Source organism: Desulfosporosinus sp. FKB (assembly GCF_002196705.1).
In the GTDB taxonomy this organism is placed as follows: Bacteria; Bacillota; Desulfitobacteriia; order Desulfitobacteriales; family Desulfitobacteriaceae; genus Desulfosporosinus.
Window position 1 is genome coordinate 61283 of record NZ_NADJ01000011.1, and the last position, 22671, is coordinate 83953.

20 protein-coding genes and 1 riboswitch are annotated in these 22671 nt (G+C 40.8%); of the genes, 5 read left to right on the forward strand and 15 right to left on the reverse strand.

Annotation, left to right across the window (positions count from 1 at the left end; all coding sequences use genetic code 11):
• Positions 1-248: 248 nt before the first annotated feature.
• The 4 genes from B5Y67_RS02435 to B5Y67_RS02450 all read left to right on the forward strand — a co-directional run bounded on the left by B5Y67_RS02435 (position 249) and on the right by B5Y67_RS02450 (position 2792).
• The gene (locus tag B5Y67_RS02435) at positions 249-842 is read left to right on the forward strand and encodes a DUF1638 domain-containing protein (RefSeq protein ID WP_088224974.1); all 594 of its coding nucleotides are present in this window, start codon (positions 249-251) and stop codon (positions 840-842) included.
• 54 nt (positions 843-896) lie between these two features.
• Positions 897-1208, forward strand: coding sequence for a pyridoxamine 5'-phosphate oxidase family protein (locus B5Y67_RS02440; RefSeq protein WP_088224975.1), 312 nt, complete (start codon positions 897-899; stop codon positions 1206-1208).
• A 166-nt stretch (positions 1209-1374) separates the two neighbouring features.
• The gene (locus tag B5Y67_RS02445) at positions 1375-2058 is read left to right on the forward strand and encodes a Crp/Fnr family transcriptional regulator (RefSeq protein ID WP_088224976.1); all 684 of its coding nucleotides are present in this window, start codon (positions 1375-1377) and stop codon (positions 2056-2058) included.
• 524 nt (positions 2059-2582) lie between these two features.
• Positions 2583-2792, forward strand: coding sequence for a hypothetical protein (locus B5Y67_RS02450; protein ID WP_088224977.1), 210 nt, complete (start codon positions 2583-2585; stop codon positions 2790-2792).
• A 57-nt stretch (positions 2793-2849) separates the two neighbouring features.
• On the opposite strand, the gene B5Y67_RS02455 is transcribed toward B5Y67_RS02450, so the two are convergent.
• From B5Y67_RS02455 to thiD, 7 genes are all read right to left on the reverse strand, one after another.
• Positions 2850-3107: a hypothetical protein gene (locus B5Y67_RS02455; protein ID WP_088224978.1), complete on the reverse strand. Its 258-nt coding sequence runs from the start codon at positions 3105-3107 to the stop codon at positions 2850-2852.
• A 50-nt stretch (positions 3108-3157) separates the two neighbouring features.
• Positions 3158-3478, reverse strand: coding sequence for a heavy metal-binding domain-containing protein (locus B5Y67_RS02460; RefSeq protein WP_088224979.1), 321 nt, complete (start codon positions 3476-3478; stop codon positions 3158-3160).
• 63 nt (positions 3479-3541) lie between these two features.
• The gene (locus B5Y67_RS02465) at positions 3542-4345 is read right to left on the reverse strand and encodes a DUF3786 domain-containing protein (protein ID WP_088224980.1); all 804 of its coding nucleotides are present in this window, start codon (positions 4343-4345) and stop codon (positions 3542-3544) included.
• 149 nt (positions 4346-4494) lie between these two features.
• Positions 4495-5208 carry a purine-nucleoside phosphorylase gene (gene deoD, locus B5Y67_RS02470; protein WP_088224981.1) on the reverse strand — a complete coding sequence of 238 codons (714 nt, stop codon included), beginning with the start codon at positions 5206-5208 and terminating at the stop codon, positions 4495-4497.
• Between the two features lie 1016 nt (positions 5209-6224).
• Entirely contained in the window at positions 6225-7367 is a 1143-nt protein-coding gene (locus B5Y67_RS02475; RefSeq protein WP_088224982.1) for a GDSL-type esterase/lipase family protein, read from the reverse strand.
• 54 nt (positions 7368-7421) lie between these two features.
• Positions 7422-8159, reverse strand: a complete 738-nt coding sequence (locus B5Y67_RS02480; RefSeq protein WP_088224983.1) for an SDR family oxidoreductase — start codon at positions 8157-8159, stop codon at positions 7422-7424.
• Between the two features lie 457 nt (positions 8160-8616).
• Complete coding sequence (gene thiD, locus B5Y67_RS02485; RefSeq protein WP_088224984.1) at positions 8617-9420, reverse strand: bifunctional hydroxymethylpyrimidine kinase/phosphomethylpyrimidine kinase; 804 nt, start codon at positions 9418-9420, stop codon at positions 8617-8619.
• An 81-nt stretch (positions 9421-9501) separates the two neighbouring features.
• Positions 9502-9615, reverse strand: a riboswitch (TPP riboswitch).
• 241 nt (positions 9616-9856) lie between these two features.
• Between thiD and rmuC the strand changes: the two genes are divergently transcribed.
• Entirely contained in the window at positions 9857-11185 is a 1329-nt protein-coding gene (gene rmuC / locus B5Y67_RS02490) for a DNA recombination protein RmuC (protein WP_088224985.1), read from the forward strand.
• Positions 11186-11397: 212 nt separating this feature from the next.
• Here the strand turns inward: rmuC and B5Y67_RS26105 are convergent, their stop codons facing one another.
• From B5Y67_RS26105 to gyrA, 8 genes are all read right to left on the reverse strand, one after another.
• Positions 11398-11529 carry a hypothetical protein gene (locus B5Y67_RS26105; protein ID WP_282432742.1) on the reverse strand — a complete coding sequence of 44 codons (132 nt, stop codon included), beginning with the start codon at positions 11527-11529 and terminating at the stop codon, positions 11398-11400.
• Between the two features lie 13 nt (positions 11530-11542).
• Complete coding sequence (gene cydC, locus B5Y67_RS02500) at positions 11543-13270, reverse strand: thiol reductant ABC exporter subunit CydC (RefSeq protein ID WP_088224987.1); 1728 nt, start codon at positions 13268-13270, stop codon at positions 11543-11545.
• On the reverse strand, positions 13267-15012 hold the full coding sequence (cydD, locus tag B5Y67_RS02505; protein ID WP_088224988.1) for a thiol reductant ABC exporter subunit CydD: 1746 nt from the start codon (positions 15010-15012) through the stop codon (positions 13267-13269). Before cydD ends, cydC begins: the two co-directional genes overlap by 4 nt.
• Before the next feature lie 114 nt (positions 15013-15126).
• Positions 15127-16131 carry a cytochrome d ubiquinol oxidase subunit II gene (gene cydB / locus B5Y67_RS02510; protein WP_088224989.1) on the reverse strand — a complete coding sequence of 335 codons (1005 nt, stop codon included), beginning with the start codon at positions 16129-16131 and terminating at the stop codon, positions 15127-15129.
• Complete coding sequence (locus B5Y67_RS02515; RefSeq protein WP_088224990.1) at positions 16122-17507, reverse strand: cytochrome ubiquinol oxidase subunit I; 1386 nt, start codon at positions 17505-17507, stop codon at positions 16122-16124. Before B5Y67_RS02515 ends, cydB begins: the two co-directional genes overlap by 10 nt.
• A 327-nt stretch (positions 17508-17834) precedes the next feature.
• The gene (locus B5Y67_RS02520; protein WP_088224991.1) at positions 17835-19646 is read right to left on the reverse strand and encodes an LTA synthase family protein; all 1812 of its coding nucleotides are present in this window, start codon (positions 19644-19646) and stop codon (positions 17835-17837) included.
• Between the two features lie 232 nt (positions 19647-19878).
• On the reverse strand, positions 19879-20148 hold the full coding sequence (locus tag B5Y67_RS02525) for a hypothetical protein (RefSeq protein WP_088224992.1): 270 nt from the start codon (positions 20146-20148) through the stop codon (positions 19879-19881).
• Positions 20149-20225: 77 nt separating this feature from the next.
• Positions 20226-22652, reverse strand: coding sequence for a DNA gyrase subunit A (gene gyrA, locus B5Y67_RS02530; protein WP_088224993.1), 2427 nt, complete (start codon positions 22650-22652; stop codon positions 20226-20228).
• Between the last annotated feature and the right edge of the window lie 19 nt (positions 22653-22671).

Sequence of the window (22671 nt, forward strand, 5' to 3'; positions counted from 1 at the left end):
CCAGAATTTATACAACCAAGCGCCAACTACAGACGGCACCTGCGCGAAATAAGAACATTGCAAACCAATCCAGAGTTAATTTATCACCAGGCTGCTTTGTTACATATCCATAATTATTTGGAGAAAAAGCGTGGTTCTGTTAAATATTTAACTTTTTCATGTTATCAGTGATGTTAGTATTTATATATACTAGCTAGTTTGTTTGATCCAAGGTCTTGGTATCATGTTGAAAAGTAGGTGGTGTTCAAATGAAGGTGCACATAGTTGCCTGTGGTATCTTTCAATTGGAGCTTGAACGAGTACTAGAGGAAATCAAAGCAGAATGGGGACCAACCGATGAGTTCAATGTTACATTTACATCTTCGGCTTTGCATGTAGACAGTGATAAGCTTAAAGCTGGCATTACAGAAGCTCTTGATTTTGTGACTGAGGAAAAGAAAGTCCTCTTCTTTGGCTCTATGTGCCATCCTGATCTTAGCGAATTTACAGAAAGATATCACGTTAGCAAACAGAAACCTAGGAATTGTATTGATTTGATTTTGGGTATGGATAGACTGAAGGAGTCTGAATCATCTCTAAATGTATTTTACCTTACACCAGGCTGGTTGCATAATTGGCAGAGCATTTTTAAGCAGGGTCAGGGCTGGGACGAAATAGACGCTAGACAAAATTTTGGTTTCTATGATAAGGTCGTACTTTTAGACACCGGTGTTTCCGATCTCAAGGAAGAGGATATTTTAGAGTTTTTTGAATATACCCAAGTGCCAATCGAAATTGAGAGAGTCGAACTAGGTGCTTTTAAAGAGTATGTGGTTGAAACTTTAAAACAAGCATTAGTGTAATAAGTCATAACAAACTTAATTAATAGTAAATAAAAAATTAAGGAGTGTCTTATTATGGTTATAGTTGATGATATTAAAGAGATTATATCAAAGGCTCCATTCATTCCCATTACTACTGTTTCCACCTATGGTGAACCACACATGATCGTGGTCGGAAAAGTAGCGGAAGTCAGAGATGGGGACATCCTCGCGTTTGGTATCTATAAGATGACGATAACCCAACAAAACATTAAGGATAACGCAAAAATGCAGGTTATAATTTCAACAACAGAGGGCGGCCCTAAAGGTTTTAGGCTTGAAGGCAAAGCTTTTATCGAAGATAAGTTGGTATTGTTTAAAGCCGAGAAAGCAGAAAAACTGTTATAAGAATATCAAAATGCACAATGATCTCGCACATTACAGCAGGTTATTGTGCATTTGCCTTTGATACAAATAATACCATCATAAAGTGAGTTTTCGTTCTTTATTGTTAAACTGAACCTTTCTTGATAAACTTTCTTTATAAATATATAAGGATAAGGGAGGGAACGGTATGAAGCGTTGCCTCATCTGTTTACAAGAATTAGACCTATTTCAGGGACTAGATCGGGAGCAATTCACAAATTTATGTCAATGTACAACTAGAAAGAGGCTGTCCAAAGGAAACTATCTTTTTCATCAAGGAGACATTACGGATACTATCCACCTGGTAAAATCAGGTAAGCTAAAACTTGTTCAGACTGCTGAAGATGGGCATGAAACGATATTGGATATCTGCGGTCCCGGTGAAGTACTTGGTGAATTGTCTTTTTACAAAGAACAAAAAGAACATTCTAGTGCGATAGCCATGGAAGAGGCGTGCATTTGCTGTTTTAGTAAAATACAATTCGAGTCGTTAATCAAGCAAGATCCCTCTTTTGCCTTAAGAATTATTAACTACTTAGGACAAAAGCGTTATGATAATTTAAATTCAGAAAAGGAAACCAGACGAACTGTTAAAGAGAAATTATTAGGCCTTTTCTATAATCTTGCTAAACAATATGGGAAAAAACTTCAAAACTCAACAATGATCGATCTTATAATTACTCAGCAAGAATTGGCCGATATGATTGGTTCTTCCAGGGTTATGGTCATTCAAACACTTAATGAGTTGAAGGACGCAAACATTATCGACCGAAAGAATAGATATTACATCTTGAAAGAGGACCCTTGTCTTAGCACTCACATATTTGAATAGATAAAATTCGATTTGTATAACATTTGTTTTACATTGTAATATTTTTCTCGATTGAATTAAGACAGTTAGCTGATTGAAAAAATCACCATGACTATTACCATAAATTACTTTCACAGTCTCAAGGCCCCCTTGACACTGTGATACATTTATCAGACGTTTTTACCCCAAAAACGTCCATTTTACCTCGAACATGTACCCATGAACGTAGCCAGAAAACATTGCGCCTGTTTTTAATTTAATTCCGAATATTCCAGAACCTACAACCCGCACCACAGGCGGGTTTAGAGTGTCTGTTTTCTTAATCGAACCACGGTCTCGACGTGCTGCGTTCATGGAAATATATTTTCTATAAAAACTTACAATGAACTAACATCAACGTGTGTGCGATGGTACACCTTTCTATAAATCTAGAAATCTTAATGATCGATCGTAAAATTCAGGTTGACAATTTTGCTATATTAACCTGATATTTAAACAAACGTGTTACAAATGGCATATATTGGTTATTGAAGGAGGTGCCAAAAATGTTTCTTGGTAGAAATCGGGCGTTAAATCAAGGTGGAGGACTCGGAGGCCAGGACGCGGGAGGAAATACTGAGTTCTTAAATCAATCTAATCGAGCGATGCCTTACGGTATGCAACGCTTCTTAGCTAAAAAGGGGATTAATTCCTATGAGGACCTTGGGAGCAGATTTCAATCAGCTCCGCGAATGCCTTTTAGAAGGGCACGTTAATGTTACTGAGACGATTCAAAAACAGCCCCCTCATTGCGAGGAGGCTGTTTGCTATGGCTATCGCCTTAACTTTAAATGAACATCATCCGCTGAGGACTTCGGTGTAATATCAATGATTTCACCTGAGGCAAAATGATTGTGATTGTTATTCTTGTTAAAACTTCGGTAATGTTTTCTTTTCCAATAAAGACGTAAAATCCCTATTGTTCCGACAAGAAGAACACCCATTAATAGAATTCCCATGGTGAAAGCGGCCATTGTAATGACAAAGGCCAAGATTGCCAAATACCAAAGAGCTTTATAAAATTTTGCCATATATCCTCCTTTTAGGGACAATGTAGTGAACTCATATAGCTAAAGATATACTATTCAACATGTACGGCAGTACCAGAAGCACTAACCATCAGCATACTGCCATTTTGACCAATCACTTCATAATCCAAATCAATTCCGACGACCGCATTGGCCCCTATTCGTGCTGCCCGCTCTTCTAACTCTCTTAAAGCTACACTTCGCGCATCCTGCAGTTTCTCTTCATAAGCACCTGAGCGTCCGCCAATAATATCCGTAATACTGGCAAATATATCACGCATAATGTTGGCACCCATAATAGCTTCTCCGGTTACAATACCTAAATATGAGGTAATACGATGTCCTTCAATAGACGGGGTTGTCGATAAAATCATAGATTTTCCCTCCCATATAGTAATCCTTTATCTCATGGCTGAAGTTTTAAATCTTAGCTTTCTTTAAGATTTTAAATGCCGTAAGGCAATCTTTTGAAACATCACCAAAAGGCCAACACACAACCTATAAATTGAATCCAGCTGGAGATTAACTTCTGCAGTCTCATCGAAAAATACATTTAATTTTGATTCAATGTCCTCTGTTGGTTTAGTGTAACAAAGGAGTAAAGGAACTTTAGGCAAGGGATATAAGGCAAGAGAAATATCTGCTTCAAAACTTGTTGGAACAGGTTTGCCGCTGAAAATATGAATCATATCTTCAATCAGGTCTGGATGGTCATCGGTAAGTTGTTTTAAAGGTTTTTCAAAACGTTGCTCAAAGAATGTATTCCATACAGTCTCTTTACTTAGTTCTCTGAAATGAACCCAATTCCCGGTAGGAACTTTCCCGGCACTATAAATAGTATAGTTGAGCAAAGGCACTATTACCCAGACATTAATATGACAGTCAGAGATAACAGTTCCCTCAGAATCAACGCCAAAATCCTTTCCCAAACATTTAATGATCAGCTTATCTCCGGAAAGAGCAGCCCCCAACCGTTCTACTGATGCGGGAAAGTTTATCTTACTGATTTCATTTTTCAAAGGTACAAGAACTTGCTTCAATTGCTCTTCCGGGGTCGATTGGCGGACGATCTTTCCTTCTAATTCCTGAATAAGCGCCCTCTCTAAATGAGGACATCCAGTGAACTGTTTTTCTCCCTTAATCACTGCTGCAGCAAAGGCAAGACAGGTTGCCAAGCCGCATTGTCTGCAATTTGATCTAGGGAGCAATTTGTAAACTTCCAAAGGATTATCCAGTGACATGTGATTTGCCACCCCCTATTTTGAAACGCTGCATAAGTTCTTCTGAGACTATTTTGCATCTCTAAGTTTTTTTTGAGGACCTTAAGATTGTAAAGTCAGGCCCTATATAGACTCTATACATAAAATCTAATATAAATTCTATTAAATGATTAATCTTCTAACTCTAATGCAGTTTCTAAAGCTATTTCAATCATATTTCGGAAGGTCTTTTGACGCTCTTCGGAGGTTGTAATTTCATGCGTTATAAAACTATCGCTGACAGTCATTATCCCAAGGGCCCTGACGTTAAATTTTGCAGCTAAAGTATAGAGTGCTGCTGCTTCCATTTCCACTGCCAAAACTCCAAACTTAGCCCAGTGCTTCCAATCGTCAGGTTCATCTCCATAAAAAGTATCTGTGCTTAATATGTTGCCTACTCGAACAGGGACTCCTAATTTTAGAGCATTACTATAGGCCTTCATGAGCAAGGAAAAATTAGCCGTTGGAGCATAATCCATATTGTTGAATCTAAGTTTGTTCATGTTGGAATCAGTCGAGGTACTCATTGCCAGAATGACATCTTTAAGATGAATATCCGCCTGCATAGCACCGCAAGTACCAATGCGAATTAAATTCTTAACTTTAAACTCGGTAATAAGTTCATTGACATAGATTGAGATTGAGGGCATTCCCATTCCAGTTCCTTGAACAGAAACCCGTTTTCCTTGATAAGTACCTGTAAATCCGAACATGCCTCTTACTTCATTATAACAAACAACATCTTGAAGAAAGGTCTCTGCTATGAACTTTGCTCTCAAAGGATCGCCGGGTAAAAGAACTGTCCTTGCAATCTCGCCCTCTTTAGCGCCAATATGTATACTCATAAACGTCACCTTCCTAAATTAAACAATTCTGATCAATCTTATTTTAACCGATTCTATGACGATCTGTCCACTTTAATGGAATAAGCCCACCAAAAGGCGGGCTTATTCCTAAAAACTAATCCAAAAATTTTCTTCATTTATCCTCTAAGAAACTATAAGCAGTACGTTCCCAATCGCACTAGGAAAGAAGAAAAAGGTTCCCTCCGATTATGCTGTCCCGGAGGGACAAAGAGGATATACATGAAAAAGACTTAAGGACAAATGTCCTTACGCCTTATTATACAATATTCCCAGGGGTTTGTATTGCGTTGCTTCGTGGTAAGTTTTAGGTAAGGATGAAGATTTGTCAGTCCATAAATACCGGACAGTTTAATATTGGCTTTAGCACCGAACAGGTAAACGGCAGTGAAAGAATTTTAACCCTCTGTGTTGCACAGCTGCGAGGAGTGCAAACAAAAAAGGCCACCAATTAGTGACCTTTCTTTTAACCAATGGATCCCGCAAAGTTCCCCCAGAATTAATGGATAAACGGCTCTGGATTAATTTTCAACATACTCACTAAGAAAATACGAACCAAATCATGTTAGGTTAGCAAACTAATCTCGACAAATCCTCCACTACTTCTGATAAAATGTGTTTCGGGAACAATCCTCTGAAATCTCGACCTAATTTCCTAGCAGAATCAATGACTTACTGATTACCAAAGAAATTTTATGGGACTAACGACAACAGAGTTACGGGGAGGAACTTTGCGGGAAAGCTTTCTTAAAATAAAAGAACTACCTTCTTACTAGGTAGTTATCAATTCAACGAATTCAGCACCCATTAAAACCGCAATGCTGAAAACCTCCGAAGAATCGAAACTTCACCTAGCAATGCCCTAACAAGAACTTAACTGAATCTTTTATTTATTGTTTATGATTTAATTATAATCCTATTCTATTTTTTGTCAAGTGCCTTTTTATCCCAATCAGGTCCCCCGCCGAAGCACGATGTTCGGCTTTAGCTGAACGAGTTCACTCCACAGTGAACCTCATACAAATACTTTTCTTAAGGATCTGACCACTCCGAGACGGTAATCCTTGTTTGATTAAGAGACAATAGGAACCCGGCAAATACCCATTTGAAGGCGGTTTAACAACTAGAAAATCAGAACCAATCTTTGTAGTTTGAACAGAGAGGTTCAACGACAAGCCGGAATTCGTATAAACCTGTATGTAACCGGCAGCTGACTGAGCTAAGGTATCTGTGAATTTTACTGTCCACGTTTTATCCTCAGGCACATTTCTTCGACTATCCCAGGGAATTGCATTCGTTAGGTCATATAGGCTGCAAAGAGTTTGGAATATGAAAAGATGGCCTTCTGGAGTTGGGTGAGGATCTGTATTTCCTTGCAACAAATTATAATTCAATGGTTTTTGCTCATATCCCTTGAGAAAACAAGTATAGATGTCCGCATAGGAATACCCTTCACCTACTTCAATTACGGAGTTGATTTTCTCAACATAAGGATCTATGAGGGAGAAAAAGGGATCATTTTGAGCAAAGGGATTGTAAATATTCAAGGCGTATACCTGACTGTCAGGTGCAAGAGATTTCAGGGATTGAATGATTCCAGGCCAATCCTTTTTAAAACTTGCGACACCATCGGCTAATTGTCTTTCAATCGTTCCAGATGAAGCAAGCTGCAAAAGTGTACCCTCAAGATTTTTATCAGAACGCAAAGCCTGAGCTAGCTTAGAGTTTAATTGAGGATCTAACAGCTTAAGGTCATAAACCCCAGCCAGAGAACTAATCACTGGACCGAGGAGATTATTTCCGCCTATACTTATCGTTACTATACGTGACTTGTTTAAACGCTCTTTTACTTTGGAATTGTTTTTAAGCTTTTCTAAAAGGTCGCTGCTGGTATCTCCGGGATGAGACAGATTATAAAATTGAGAGCCTGCAAGCTCAGGCTTACTCTGCAAGTAGGCGTTAAAAAGATCAGAGTAGCCCTGGCCTGAAGGAGCGCTATACCCGTAAGCTATCGAATCACCTAAAGAGACATAATCGGTTGGAGTTATTGTGGTGGCGTCAGCGGTCTGAGGAGAGAATAACGTTACTGGAAAACAAATCAGGCATAGTATCAGAACAAAGATTATCAACTTCCGCAACATTATAGTTTCTCACCTTCATACCAATTCCTACTTTAGGATTTATCTCTTTAGGATTTAGATGAAATTCCCGCCGTCAACAACAATCGTTTGCCCGGTTACAAAGCCGGCATGTGCAATAAGTGCGTAAACAACTTCGGCGATATCATCCGGGGTGGCCACGCGTCCGAGGGGAGTACCGGCTGCAAGATGGGCGATATGCTCATCCTTACCTTCCACCCAACGAGTCTGTACGATTCCCGGGGCTACAGCATTGACCCTAACCTCAGGAGCTAAAACGCGAGCTAAAGATTTATTAATGCTGACAACGGCAGCCTTTGAGGCTGAATAAGCAATAGAGCTGCCTAATCCCGTCAGGCCGGCAATGGATGCCATATTGACAATACATCCACGAGTTTTCTTAAGTTCTGGGGCGGCAGCACGGGAGCAGAAGAACGTTCCTTTAACATTTACTCCCATAATGTCATCCCAATATTCTTCTTTTAAGCCTTCTAAATCAGCATGATCTACAAAGTGAGTCATACCGGCATTATTAACAAGAATGTCTAATTTTCCAAAGTCGTTAACAACCTTCCTGATCATTAATCTGACGTCTTCATCCTTTGCTATATCGGCCCGATAAGTTAGACAACGAACACCCAAACTTTCGACCTCAGCCTTTGTCTTTAAGGCGTCATCTTCTGAACGTGAATAATTAACGGCAATCTGGACACCGGCTTTAGCAAGAATCAGGGCAATTGCTCTCCCAATTCCCGTACCTCCGCCAGTAATTAAAGCTATTTTTCCTTGCAGCATTTAAACTCCTCCTCTACGTCTTAATTCTGTATTATATAAATTTAAAATATTGAATTCTAGTATAACGCACCCTCTAAAACTGTACAAGTTTAATCCAGAGGGTCCTTCCAGACTTTAGGATGCCAAAAATCTTAAAACTAATCCAAGAAAGCTAAAGCTGAACATCGGGGCTTCAGATACAATAATGTCCAGTGGACATTATTGCCGAGCCGCCTTTCCCAAAAGGAATATACTTAGCGGCGAAGGAGGACTCTACCCCACCTAAAGTTAACGAAGGGCCCACCCCCACTTATAGAAGTGGGGGGCTTAAAACTGGATAAAGCCTCTTTGTTTTTTCTGGAGATGGCTCTAGTTCCTGTAATCTGCCCCTATTCTTTTGTCAAAAGGGGTTTTACTGGATTTACTTAGAGAGATACTTTCCTGGTTTGGCGTCTAAATCTTGAACAAATGCTTAACCTCAGTTCGTCATTCCTGCTTTCTTATACAGCTCATAAAAGTGATGAGTCGGTCCAACCCCTTTGCCAATGTCTAAAGAGTGTTCAATCGCAGCAGTAATGTATTCTTTAGCCCGGGAAACGGCTTCATCAAGAGAATAGCCTAAAGCAAGGTTAGAAGTTATAGCTGAAGACAGAGTACATCCGGTTCCATGGGTATTCTTTGTCGCAATTCGTTTTGAAGCATAATACTTAAAGCCTTGACCATTATAGAGAATATCCGTTGAATCATCCTCCAGGTGTCCGCCTTTAAGAAGAACATTCTTAGCTCCCATTTGGCGAATTATTTTTGCAGCCTCTTCCATCTGGGGAAGATTACGAATCGACATTTTTGCCATCACTTCTGCTTCCGGAATATTAGGTGTTACGATGGTAGCTAAGGGCAAAAGCTTACGAATAAGTGTTGCCTCGGCTTCAGGATTTAACAAATGGTAGCCGCTTTTTGATACCATGACCGGGTCCAGCACAATGTTCTGCGGGGAATAGTCTTTTAGAGATTCGGCAATGACCTCAATAGTGGAAATTTGAGAAACCATACCAATTTTGAGACCATCGACTTCAATATCTTCAAAAATCGCCTTAATTTGAGCTGCTATCACCTCTCTGGAAATATCCTGAACGGCAAAAACTCCTTGTGTGTTTTGAGCCGTGACGGCGGTAATGACGCTCATGCCGAAAATGCCATGTGCGGAAAAGGTTTTTAGATCGGCTTGAATTCCTGCTCCTCCACTACTGTCCGAACCAGCGATTGTAAGTGCTTTTTTCATTGTTCTACCCCCATAATTTTTCATTCTTTCATATAAAAAGAGCCTATCTCCAGAATAGGAGTTAAGCTCTTAATTATTTAAACAAAAAGAGTAACTGCTTACCTACGCTGGCATTATCCAGATCAGGTTTATAGGGTCTTAGACTTTCCAGGGTCTAAATCTCAGCCGGCCTTTCCAGCTCCCCCGCTCTGTTCTTATGTTTTTCTAAAATCTAACACGCTCGAAATCGAAAGTCAACTCTTTAAACTTAGGGGCAAACCATGATTTTCGATTTATTTTAGGGAAGCGGTCTCTTCTCGCCGTCCATGGCTTCAGAGACACTTGGTCGTCCGGGGGGGCATAAACGAAATTATTAAAATACGAGAATAACCGCGAAATGTCTTACAAGTGTGTTATTGTTATTGTAATTATAGATTTAAACTTAGGAGGCATTTCAATGGGAGATCCTTTACTTATGACCATAATAGTTCTAGCAAGTATTTCGTTACTCTTACTTATTCTCTTAGTATTTCGCTCTTCTCAAAATTCAGCGAACCATTTCCAAGGAAAATTCGAGGTATTGGAGAAGGGCCTTGAACGCAGCGAGCGCTTAGTTCATGGCGAAATCTCTAAAAATCGCGAAGAATCAATGCTCAACTCACGTCAGGTGCGGGAAGAACTAAGCCAAACCCTTCATTCCTTCAACGATTCAGTTTTGACTCGCATGGCGGAGATTGCTTCCCTCCAGCGCAATCAGTTGGATATTTTTTCAGATCAGTTAGGCTCGCTAACTAAAACCACTGATTTGAAATTGGAACGACTGCGTCATACTGTCGAAGAACGGCTTACACAGATTCAACAGGATAACGCCCATAAATTAGACCAAATGCGCGCCACCGTCGATGAGAAACTCAGCGCTACCCTGGAGCAGCGATTGGGAGAATCCTTTAAATTAGTCAGTGAGCGGCTTGAAGCCGTGTATAAAGGGCTCGGGGAAATGCAGACATTAGCCTCCGGTGTTGGGGATTTAAAGAAAGTCTTAGCGAATGTAAAAACCAGAGGCATTATGGGTGAGATTCAACTGGGGAATTTGCTTGAGCAAGTCCTTACCCCCGAACAATATGCAACCAATGTCCCGACAAAACTCGGAAGCAATGACCGCGTTGAATTTGCCCTTAAATTACCGTCACGGGATGATCAGGATAGTGTCCTTTGGTTACCCATTGATGCAAAATTTCCCTTGGAGGACTATGAACGATTGCTGGAAGCACAAGAACAGGTAAATGTCCCGGGGGTTGAAGAGTTTGGCAAATCCCTGGAGACTCGGATTAAGTCAGAAGGCAAAAGTATTCATGATAAATATATCGATCCGCCCCACACAACGGATTTCGGCATCTTGTTTCTGCCTGTTGAAGGCTTATATGCCGAAGTTTTGCGGCGCCCGGGTTTATGTGAATTCCTGCAGCGGGAATATAAAGTGATCATCACCGGTCCAACGACCCTCGCTGCACTCCTTAACAGTCTACAGATGGGCTTCAGAACCTTAGCCATTGAAAAACGATCGAGTGAGGTTTGGAATCTCTTGGGTGCTGTCAAAACGGAATTCGGAAAATTTGTGGAGATCCTTGAAAAAACCCAGAAGAAACTTCAAGAAGCAAGTAATACTATTGATTCGGCAACGAAAAAATCGCGCACCATTGTTCGGAAACTAAAAACCGTTCAATCGCTGCCAGTAAATGAAACAAATCTACTCTTAGAACAGAATGAAAGTAATATTGAAGACTAATAGGGTTCACTGCTGTCAGTTTCTTTTATTAAAAATTGGCAGCTCTTTTAATCTTTAAGAGATAATTTTTCAGCGAATTCGCTAATCGTGAGACTCCCACTTCAAGTGGGAGTGGTTCCCATACCTTGCTTCGGTCGGGGTAAAGTCCATCCATCAGCGCGATAGCATTTGTTATGGGCTAGGCGCTTTCGGCGTAAGTGTCCACAGGGCACTTACGCCACCGAAGCCACGATGTTTTGCTTTAGCTGAACGAGTTCACTAGCAAATTCATTAAGAGGGTTAAAATTACCCGTAAAAAGTAAATGAGCCATCGTAAAATAGCTCATTTCATTTGATAGTGTCATTGACACTTTAATCCTAACTAACAAATCTTGCTCGTTTCCATAATTCATTATAAACTCCCCCAAATTGAAGAAGCTCTGTATGCGTCCCCTGTTCGATTACTCTTCCGTTGCCAAGCAGCAAAATCTCGTCCATGTTCTCTAAACCTAAGAGGTTGTGAGTTATCAAAATTATTGTTCGCCCCTCCAGAAGATGAAAGACTTCCCTTTGTACCTCGCCTTCAGTAATCGAATCAAGGCCTGCAAATGCTTCGTCTAGAATTATGATAGGCGCGTTCTTTAATAAGACACGAGCAATAGCTAAACGCTGTCTCTGTCCGCCGGATAGCTTTAAACCAACTTCACCGACGTAACTATCATAACCTTGGGGTAAGGACAGGATGAATTCATGGAGCTGGGCCTGTTGAGCAGCCTCAATCAGTTCCTGATCCGTGGCCGACGGTTTGGCCAAAAGAAAATTCTCTTTAATCGTTGCATTAAAAAGATAAGTCTGTTGAGAAACGACAGCGAATAAATCCCTCAGCCCTTCTAAATCGTATTCCGGCAACGAGTGTTCAGCCAGGAATATCTTGCCCTTATCAGGTTCCCAAAATCTTAAGACAAGGTTGATGATGCTGGTTTTGCCCACTCCGCTCGGTCCGACAATTGCTGTTTTGCTTCCCTTTGGAATGGCAAAAGCCAGATCTTTCAGAACCCAGGGTTCATCTTGATCATATCGAAAGCTCACATCTTGGAAACGCAAATCTAAATTATCTCCTTGGGGAAGAAGATTGCCGTTGTCATTTAGCCCCTGTTTGTTCTCCATTAGCTCTAACAAACGATCGGCCGCCGCAAGGTTTTGTTCACAATAATGAGGGAGCAAGGCTAGTGGGAAAATTGCTTCGAAGCTGCTTAAGGTTCCAAGAGCCAACATTCCTAAATCGACTCCCTTTAACCTCCCTGCTTCCACAAGCAGAATTCCCAAGACGAGGACAGACAGCATGCCAAGATTGGCAATCAGTCCAATCAGCGATGAAGAAAGTGCTGAAAGCTTCATGAGTTTACGCTCATGCTTGATTATCCTGTCACTTGTCTGTTCAATTTTGTGCAAGTGTTTTCTGACCTGATTATAAGATAATAGTTCAGTCATTCCCAAGAGACCGTCAGCAACTTGGGTATTTAACTCTGCTTTTAGGGAGATAACCCGAGTTGCGATACCCTGTCCCAGTATCTTAATGAGCCAAGGCAGCAATAGACCCGCCATTAAGAAGCCGGCAGCAAGAATATAGGAAAAACGAACATCGAACCTCGTTAAAAAGACTCCATATCCCAACAAAACTAAGAAGGCTACAAGAGGCGGGGCAAAAACTCGAAGATAAAAGTTCTGCTGTGTCTCTACATCCCCAACAATTCGGCTTAGAAGATCAGCACTGCGGAAGTGGCTTAAACGAGCCGGGGCGAGTGGCTCTATTTGTTCATAAAATGTTACCCGGATTCTGCTTAAAACACGAAACGTCACATCATGGGACAAATAACGCTCCAGGTAGCGGAAGACAGCGCGCGATAGCCCAAAAAAGCGTACTCCTACGATGGTTACCATCAAATCCAGAATGGGAGGATGCAGAGCAGCTCGCGCCAAAAGATAAGCAGACGCAGCCATTAAACCAATATGACTGGTAACAGTAAAAACACTTAAGAATAAGGCTAACAGTATTCTTGGCCAATAAGGAATCAGCAAACGAATTAACCAGATTATTCTTTTCATAATGAGAGCCCTCTTGCTTTCTGAACAAGCTGATAATACAGCCCCCGTTTTATCATTAAATCATCATGGTTGCCCGCTTCGACGATGCGGCTTTGATCCAAGACAAGAATACGATTTGCCTGACGAATGGTATTAAGCCGATGAGCGATGATAATAGTGGTCTTCCCCTGTGCTAAGTTCCAGAGAGCTTCCTGAACAGCCTTTTCACTCTCAAGGTCTAAAGAAGACGTCGGTTCATCGAAGATAAGCAGCGGTGGATTTTTCAAAAAAATTCTGGCCATAGCAATTCTTTGGGCTTGACCTCCGCTTAAACGATACCCTCCTTCACCCAGGATTGTGTGATACCCTTGGGGAAATGTCATGATAAACTCATGAGCATTAGCGGCCTCCGCCGCCTTGATGACTTCGCTCGTGGTCGCCTCGGGTTTTCCAAGGGTAATATTTTCTAAAATGCTGCCAGCAAAGAGATAGGGATTTTGAGGAACATAGCCGATCTGTTCCCGCCAAATATTGGGTGAGATGGCCTGAAGCACTTCTCCATTTACAAAAATTTGACCTTCTGAGGGTTGAATAAAGCCCATTAAAAGTTGAACCAAAGAGGTCTTCCCTGCCCCGCTGGGACCAACAAGGGCTATGGTTTCCTGGCAATTCAAAGATACATTGATATCTTGTAATGCCGGTGTATCCTCCTGCTCATAGGTTAAGGAAATATGGTCAAACTTAATCTGATAATCGTCTGCAAGAATCCTTGAATGACGAATATTGGAATTAGGCTCGATGATAAGATTTGGCTGAGGCACGTTTAAAATCTCAAAAATCCTTGCAGCAGCATTTACTCCGGATAGTCCAGCATGAAAATTTAGGCCAAGTGTTCTTAGAGGAGTATAAAATTCAGGTGCTAGCAATAAAAGAAACAACCCGGAAGAGAAAGAAAGAGTACCGTAAACAAGTCTTAAGCCAATAGCAACGGCAACAAGTGCGGTACTCATTGTCGCCAAAAATTCAAGGACAAGAGCCGATAAAAAAGCGATTCGCAATACACTCAACGTCGATTCCCGAAAAGATTCACTGACCCTGGCGATGACTCTAATCTGATCTTTAGCCCGTCCAAATAGTTTTAAAGTAGTGATTCCGCGCAAAATGTCCAGAAAATGTCCGCTCATCCAACTCAAACGCTGCCACTGCTGCAACGACTTCTTCTCGGCTAATTTGCCGATCAGCACCATAAAGATGGGAATCAATGGCCCTGTCAAAAGAAGAATGCTCCCTGATTTCCAATCTAAGGGAAAAACAAAGACTAAGATGATTAAAGGTATACCGACCGCTATGAGAAGCTGAGGCAAATATTTGGCAAAATAATCTTCAAGAGCATCTGTTCCGCCAACAATGGTTGAGATTACTTCACCACTTTTTTCTCCCCGAACATAGAAAGGACCTAAAGCGAATATCTTCTGCAGCAATTGCTGCCTCAAACCGCTTTTAACACGTAAGGCTGCTTCATGGGCACATACTTCGCTTGACCATTGAAAAACAGCTTTAGTGATGACAATAGCCAGAATTAAGCCCAAAGCATGTTCAACAGCTTTAAAGGGCGCCTTGCCAAGAAAAACGTTAGCGACAATCTGAGAAAAATACCAAGCTTGGGCAACGGCCAGGAGTGAAATTCCGACACTCAGACCAACGGTAAGTATAAGGTACCCCTTCACTTGCCTCCCTTCATTTATTAGTCGCTTATCAAACATGCCGTTCATCTCCTAAACCTTAGCTTGACCAAATGAAAAATGAGGGCTTAGTTTTCTATGGCATTCACAGTCAAAATAAAGGAATGCATGGAGAACAGGCCCTCAGGCGTATTTTTAATAATGCAGGTCTTTTTCAGTGACCCGTTTGCGGAATACCCAGTAAGTCCAGCCTTGATAAAGCAAGACGATAGGAACCATGGTAAAAGCTACAATAGTCATGATTTTCAAAGTATAAGGACTGGAAGAGGCATTATAGATTGTCAAACTCCAATTCGGATTTAAACTTGAAATCATAACGTGAGGGAAAAGTCCCCAGAACATTGCAACAGTAAATAAGAGAATTGTCAAGCCATTCAGGACAAAAGAAACTTTCACCTTTTGCGAACGCAATAAGACATTGGCAAGTATAAGCGTAATACCCGAGCATAACAAGGTGATCCCAGCGCCCAGAGTGGAAAATAGTCCTGTTTGGAAGTACGTGCAGACTGCCATGATTAGGACAATGAGAATAGCTAATAAGCCAACACTTCGGGCTGTTTTCGCAGCCTTTTCAGCCATTTGCCCAGTAGTTTTAAGACTAAGAAACAGAGCACCATGAAAGACGAAAACAAAAAGTGTCGTTAAACCGCCTATAATTGTATAGGGAGAAAGGAGATCAAAGAACGTTCCTACGTATTGCATCTTCGCATCAATAGGAACTCCCTTAATGAGATTGGCTACAGCAACCCCCCAGAGAATAGCCGATAAAATACTCCCGGTGAAAATTGCCCAATCCCAAGAAGTACGCCAGCCGGGGCTTGAATGACTGCTGCGAAACTCAAAAGCCACTCCCCTTATGATCAAGGCCACCAAGACTAAAAACAAGGCGAGAAAGAAACCGCTGAATAAGGTGGCATACCAATTGGGAAACGCTGCAAATATGGCTCCCCCTGCCGTAATCATCCAGACTTCATTGCCATCCCAATGGGGACCGATGGTATTAATAATTTGGCGGCGATCTACATCATTCTTTCCCAGAATAGGCAATAGGATGCCTACTCCGAAATCAAATCCTTCGAGGAAAAAGAAACCGACAAACAAAACAGCGATTAGGATAAACCACAGACTATTTAAGTCCATAATGACGCCCCCTTCATTTCATGATTCAGTGTCTCCGGGCTTGCCTCTTCAGGACCTTGTTTAATAAATTTAACGAGGAGATAAACATCGGCAACAGCTAGGATTGAATAGATCAGGGCAAAACCGATCAGAGCTATGAGCATTGACGTCGCAGGTACGGAAGTCGAAACAGCTGCTTCCACTTTCTGCAGGCCATAGACAATCCAGGGCTGACGGCCGACTTCTGCCATATACCAACCGGAAGTATTGGCAATATAGGGAACAGGAATTGTAAAAAGCAAAAGCTTTAAAAACCAAGTCTTTTGTTCTAAGCGTTTAGACTTATAGAAATACAGACCTAAAAGAGACATTAAGACCAGCCACATACCGGCAGTAAGCATAATTCTAAAGCTCCAGAACAGAGAAGTTACAGGCGGAATGTAGTTTCCTGGTCCATATTGCTGCACGTCGGCAGCCTGAAGTTCATTAATTCCTTTAACTTCCCCGGTAAAACTGTCATAAGAAAGAAAACTCAGCATGCCGGGAATTTCAAGTTGGGACGTATTTTTATGCCCTTGATCATCAATAGAGGCAAAAAGCAACAAGCCGGCGGGATTTTCAGTTTCCCAATGTGCTTCTGCTGCAGCCATCTTCATAGGCTGAACCTTCACAAGATACATGCCTTGTAAATGCCCGATACCGGCGACTCCGAAAGTACTAATTATTCCAAAAACTACGGCCATATGAAAAGAACGGCGAAATACGTCCTGATGGTTCTTTTTGATTAGATGATAAGCACTAATTCCCATTACGAAAAAGGCTGCTGTAACAAAACCGCTTAAGACGGTATGAGGAAATTGATAGAAAACATGGGGGTTGGTTACTAAGGCCAGGAAACTTGTCATTTCTGCCCGGCCATGACGCAAAGCATAGCCAACAGGCTCCTGCATAAAAGAGTTAGCAATTAAAATCCAAAGTGCTGATAAATTCGAGGATATAGCTACCAACCAGATACTAAGCAAATGTACCTTTTTGGGCAATCTATCCCAACCAAAAACCCATACTCCTAAAAAGGTTGATTCCAGGAAAAAGGCTAGCAAGGCTTCAACGGCTAAAGGCGCCCCGAAAATATCACCGACAAAGCGGGAATACTCAGACCAGTTCATACCGAATTGAAACTCTTGAACCAACCCCGTAACAACGCCCATGGCGAAATTGATCAGGAATAATTTACCCCAAAACTTAGTCATTTTTTTATAAGTTTCATTGCCTGTTCTTACATACCAGGTCTCCATCAGAGCAACTAAAACTCCAAGCCCCAAAGTCAGGGGTACGAATAAGAAATGATAGGATGTTGTCACTGCAAACTGTAATCTAGATAATATTAGTTGAGTCATCGCTGCACCTCCGCTTTCATTTTAAACTCAAACTACGCTTATTCAGACATAAGGATCTTTATACAATTTACCACCTCATTCCCTATTCCTTCGTTGATGATTGAAGTTTGGTAAGATAAGTTCATTGATAGAAATTTGGCTTGGTTGTTGGATGAATTGGATCTGATTAAATTTGTTTTGTTTTTGAATATGTACTATTTATTTTATTGTTATTATACTAATTATAAATAAATTCGTCAACAGAGATAATGTCGAAAAGACTAATGCCTAAGCCAGCCCGGGATTCTCAACTGACTTAGGCATATTATTCTTTAAATGTTTCTCGAATTATTTATAACCTTGTCCTTTAAAATAGTTTTTTTCAACAACAAGATCTGCCAAATCAATACCTGCTATTGCTTGATTTTCCTCAGTCTCGGAGGAAGCTTGTCCTACGTATTCTTTATTAGCCAAAACAGCAAAATTCTTATGCGTATTTAAGAGATTTCGTCCAAAGGCAGTGTTTTGATACGTCTTTTCACTAATACCCATTAAAGAAGCTATTGTCGGCATAGTATCAATCTGTCCCCCGGTGATCTTAAGCTCTTGCCCATTCATTCCTTTATGAAAAATGATCAGAGGAATTCGTTTGCTGTCATCAAGCCACCAGCTTTCTTGGGGCTGTACTTGCTTAACTTCATCATCATAATATTTATGAACACCAGTATGGTCGCCATAAATAACCACAACGGAATTATCCAAAACTCCTCGTTGGTCCAAAGTATTCAGGAAATTTCCGAGTTGCTCGTCGGTATAATGGACACTTTGGAAATATCCCCCTAGCTTGGATTTGTTTAAGTCATCACTTAACTTGAGAGTTCGATATTGAGCCGGCAGATCAAAAGGATTGTGACTCGTTAAGGTGACCATAAAATTGTAGAAAGGCCGTTTTTCATTTTCAATAATTGGTGCGATTTGCTTTAAATAGCTTCCATCGCTGATCCCTAAGCCGATTTTCTCAGTTTCCTTAAAGTGAGTTGCATCCAACGTTTTTTCAAAACCTATAGACTTCAGAGCGGGCATCCAATTCCAATAGGACCCCTTGTCGGGATGAATGGCCACCGTTGCATACCCTTTGTTGGCCAACATTTTGGGTAAAGAATTATAGGTATCATTTGGAAAACGGAAAAAGGCAGCCCCTGTTCGGATGGGATATACAGAAGTGTTGGTCATAAGGTCAGCATCGGAACTCGTCCCATTATTCACTTGTTCATAAAAATTAGAGAAATATAAACTGTTTGCTAATAATTTATTAAGGTTAGGTGTTATTTCCTGTCCATTAATTTTTTGCTTAATGACAAAATTCTCAAGTGACTCCACTTGAATCACGATAAGGTTTTGATTGGTAAACATACCGAAGTATTGATTTGGCGGCAGATTTTCTTGCTTATCCTTAAACCAATTCTTGATTTCAGCGGTTTGCTGGGGAGTAGCCGGCTGGATATTCTTATTTTTATAAAAATTATATAAATCAAACGCATGATAACCTAAAGGCGACAAATTAGACATCGTTTGGTTGGGAGACCAAGAAACTCTAAACAGCATTGTCTTGTTGTTTCCGTGAAGATCAAGCTGATAATGCTGATAATAGATATATGCAGTGGGCAGCAGCAATGTCAGTAAAAAGGCTATTCCGCTTCGAGTCCTATGGAGATAAAATGTTTTTTTACCAAGGCCAAGGGCAAGATATATTACAAGATCTATGATCATAACCATATCAATGGGACGAAGCATAGAAATTATGCTATTTGATAAATTGTCCAGATTCGTAGTCTGACTAAAGATATAGGGAGAAATAAAACTATTAAATCCTCGATAGTACATCAAATCAGAGATTAATAATAGGGTTATTAAGCCATTACAAAACTGCAGGAACCAAAAGCGTGCCCGCCCCTGGAATAAGAAACTAAAGCTTAGAGGAATCAGGATCATGGAAATATAGACAAGGATCGGCGGAGTTGAACTAAAACTAAAGAATGCCTTCATAAAGCTGAATTTTGAAGAATCATCATTATTAACTAAGCCAAGAAACAAAATAAACTTTATTAAAAGTGTCAAGACCATGGTGAAAAGTAATATGTTGTTTTTCAGGAACTGCACGAGTCCAAATCTCTGCCGTTTTTCTAGAAATCCCCGAGTTTGAGATGGCGGCAAATTTAACGGGTTGTAGATTAATGGTTCCTCATGTTGTGACAGAATATATCAATCCTTTACTATATATTTAGGCACAATAGAAACATTCAAGAAATATCCGAAAATTCCTCTTTTTTCTCGAAGGAGTTTGTGTATAACACGCCCTCCTTCCCAGTACAAAAATATTTCGCCTTTTTAGTTACATTAAAGTATTCGGACGATCCTCAAAGACAGTTTTGAAATTCTCATTTTTAATAATTTGGGCTATTAACTCTGTTTTTTCATCAGCAGAATACTCATAAAAAATCGGATTGAGATCCCATTCGTGATTTGCAGGATAGTAGCGTAAATTTGCTCTAACAGTTTTTTCTGAACCGTTATTTTGGAAGACGAGAGTTAAAGCATAATTGTTAAAGTTATATTCAGGATCAAATCCCGAGCCATTAACTGTAACATCGTAAATTTCCATCGTAAATCCTCCCGTTTCACCTCTTGTTTACCCTTTAGTATGTTGCAGCGTCATTTGCATTATGCAATATCCTCTTCTCAAAACAGCCTAACGCTTAAATTATTCTGTAAAACTGGTATCCATTGTATTCCGTATTTAGTCCGAGATTCAGTTTTTAAATTGTTCATATCCAGTTTTGTAATCTCACCGTTGACTTGAAGAATTTCTAAAACATCATCCGCTTTAGCTTGAGTGATGCCGACAAGAAAACCCGTCTTAGCCGGGTTTATTTTAGCAATTCCAATACCCTTGCCGGTTCTTCCCTGAGGTTTAAACTCATTAAAAGATGTCCGTTTGACAAATCCTCGCTCGGTAAGGGTTACAAGATCGCCCGAAGAATCATCCGGTGAGGAAACCAGTAATAATGCATCGACAACTCGATCCCCTTCGTTCAAGGTAATACCCTTAATACCACGCGCTTTACGACCCATTGGGTTGATATCCGTCAAGGGATAACGAATCCCTTGACCTTTATACGTGGCAAGGAATAACTCTCCTTGAACAAAACCCATAAATACTTTAATTAAACGATCTCCTTCTTTAAGTCCCATACCATCGGAGCTGCGAGCATGAACAAAGTCCTTAACCGGACTCCTCATCACTTGTCCTTCTTGCGTTATAAAAACAAAGTAACTCTGACTGCTCTGATCTGCCCCTTCTTTTAAAGCTATAATTGAGACAATGGTCTCCTGCGCTTGCAGCTGAAGCAGATTATTCAGTAGACATCCTTTCTCCTTAGGCCCAGCTTCCGGTACCGTCTTGGCTTTGATACTATAAAAATTACCAAGTTGGGTGAAGAAATACAGTGTTTCTTGATCTGTGGCCGGGACTTTTATAGAGACACTATCCCCATCTTTAAACGATAATAACGGTGTCGATTTAAGGTTCTTGGTCGGTAAAGGAATTCGTTTAATATAACCCTGCTGGGTCAGAATTACTTCAAAGGGATGTTCTGTTTCCTCGAAGGAACTGAGGTCAAACTGGTTTCTCATTTCTTCAGGCAAAATAAGTGTACGACGTTCATCACCATATTTATCCGCGATTTCTTTAAGTTCCCGCTTAATAATCTGATAGACCTTAAACACATCAGCCAGGATTCCTTCTAATTCTGATATCAGTTGCAAGGTATTTTCATAATCAGTTCGTATTCCTTCCAGTTCATAGTTTGTGAGGCTCTGGAGCTTCATGTCGAGAATTGCTTGTGATTGTATTTCCGAGAGCTCGAATCTTGTTATAAGCGCTGCTTTGGCAAGTGCCGGTGTTTTGCTGGAACGGATAATCTCAATTACCTCGTCAAGATGATTAATCGCAATCATCAGGCCTTCAAGAAGGTGAATCTGCTTTTTGGCTTTTTCTAAATCAAACTCTGTTCGTTTCGTAACCACAATTTTGCGATGTTCAATAAAGGCCTCATTAATCTCGTGCAACCCTAAAACTTTGGGTGTTCCATCCGCAGTAATAACAAGATTGATGATCCCAAATGTCTCCTCCATCTGGGTATATTTGTAAAGATTGCGTAAAATTTCGAGGGGGTCCGCCTCTTTACGGCATTCCACAACCAAACGAATTCCTTCACGATCCGATTCATCTCGAACCTCACTAATCCCATTGATTTTTCCGGAATCTGCATGTGCCTCGATTTTAGATGCTAAGGTTGATTTATTGACTTGAAAAGGAATTTCAGTTATGACAATTAAACGTTTGCCGTTTTTACCTTGCTCTATCACAGCTTTACCGCGCATGGTCACTTTTCCGCGGCCGGTCTTATAAGCGCTGATAATTCCTTCAGTTCCTATGATCAACCCACCTGTAGGAAAGTCAGGACCTTTCACTTTTTCCAAAAGCTCCTCGACGGTAATGTCCGGTCGGTCAATTTGCATGATCAACCCGGCAACAACTTCCCTTAAATTATGGGGAGGAATATTCGACATCATACCTACGGCAATCCCTGACCCTCCGTTAATTAACAGATTGGGAAAAGGGCTGGGAAGAACAACGGGCTCTTTGAGTCGTTGATCATAATTTGCTTTAAAAAGTACGGTGTTTTTATCAAGATCTTGGGTCATTAGTTGAGCTAAAGGAGTCATTCTCATTTCCGTATAACGCATGGCGGCTGCATTATCCCCATCGATTGACCCAAAATTCCCTTGACCGTCAACCAAAGGATAACGAATAGCCCAGGGCTGGGCCATACGAACAGCCGATTCATAGATCGAAGAATCGCCGTGGGGGTGATATTTTCCCATACAATCACCAACAAGGCGGGCCGACTTGCTATAGGGTTTATCAGGAGACATGCCGATTTCGTCCATAGAATAGAGTATTCGGCGGTGTACAGGCTTTAATCCATCCCGGACATCCGGAACGGCTCTCTGCAAAATTACATGTTTGGAATAGCCTAAAAACGATTCAGGCAGGACTTCTTCCAATGGCCGTTGACTAATCGTTTCTTCAGTTACACTCATTGGGATACTCCCCCTTTCA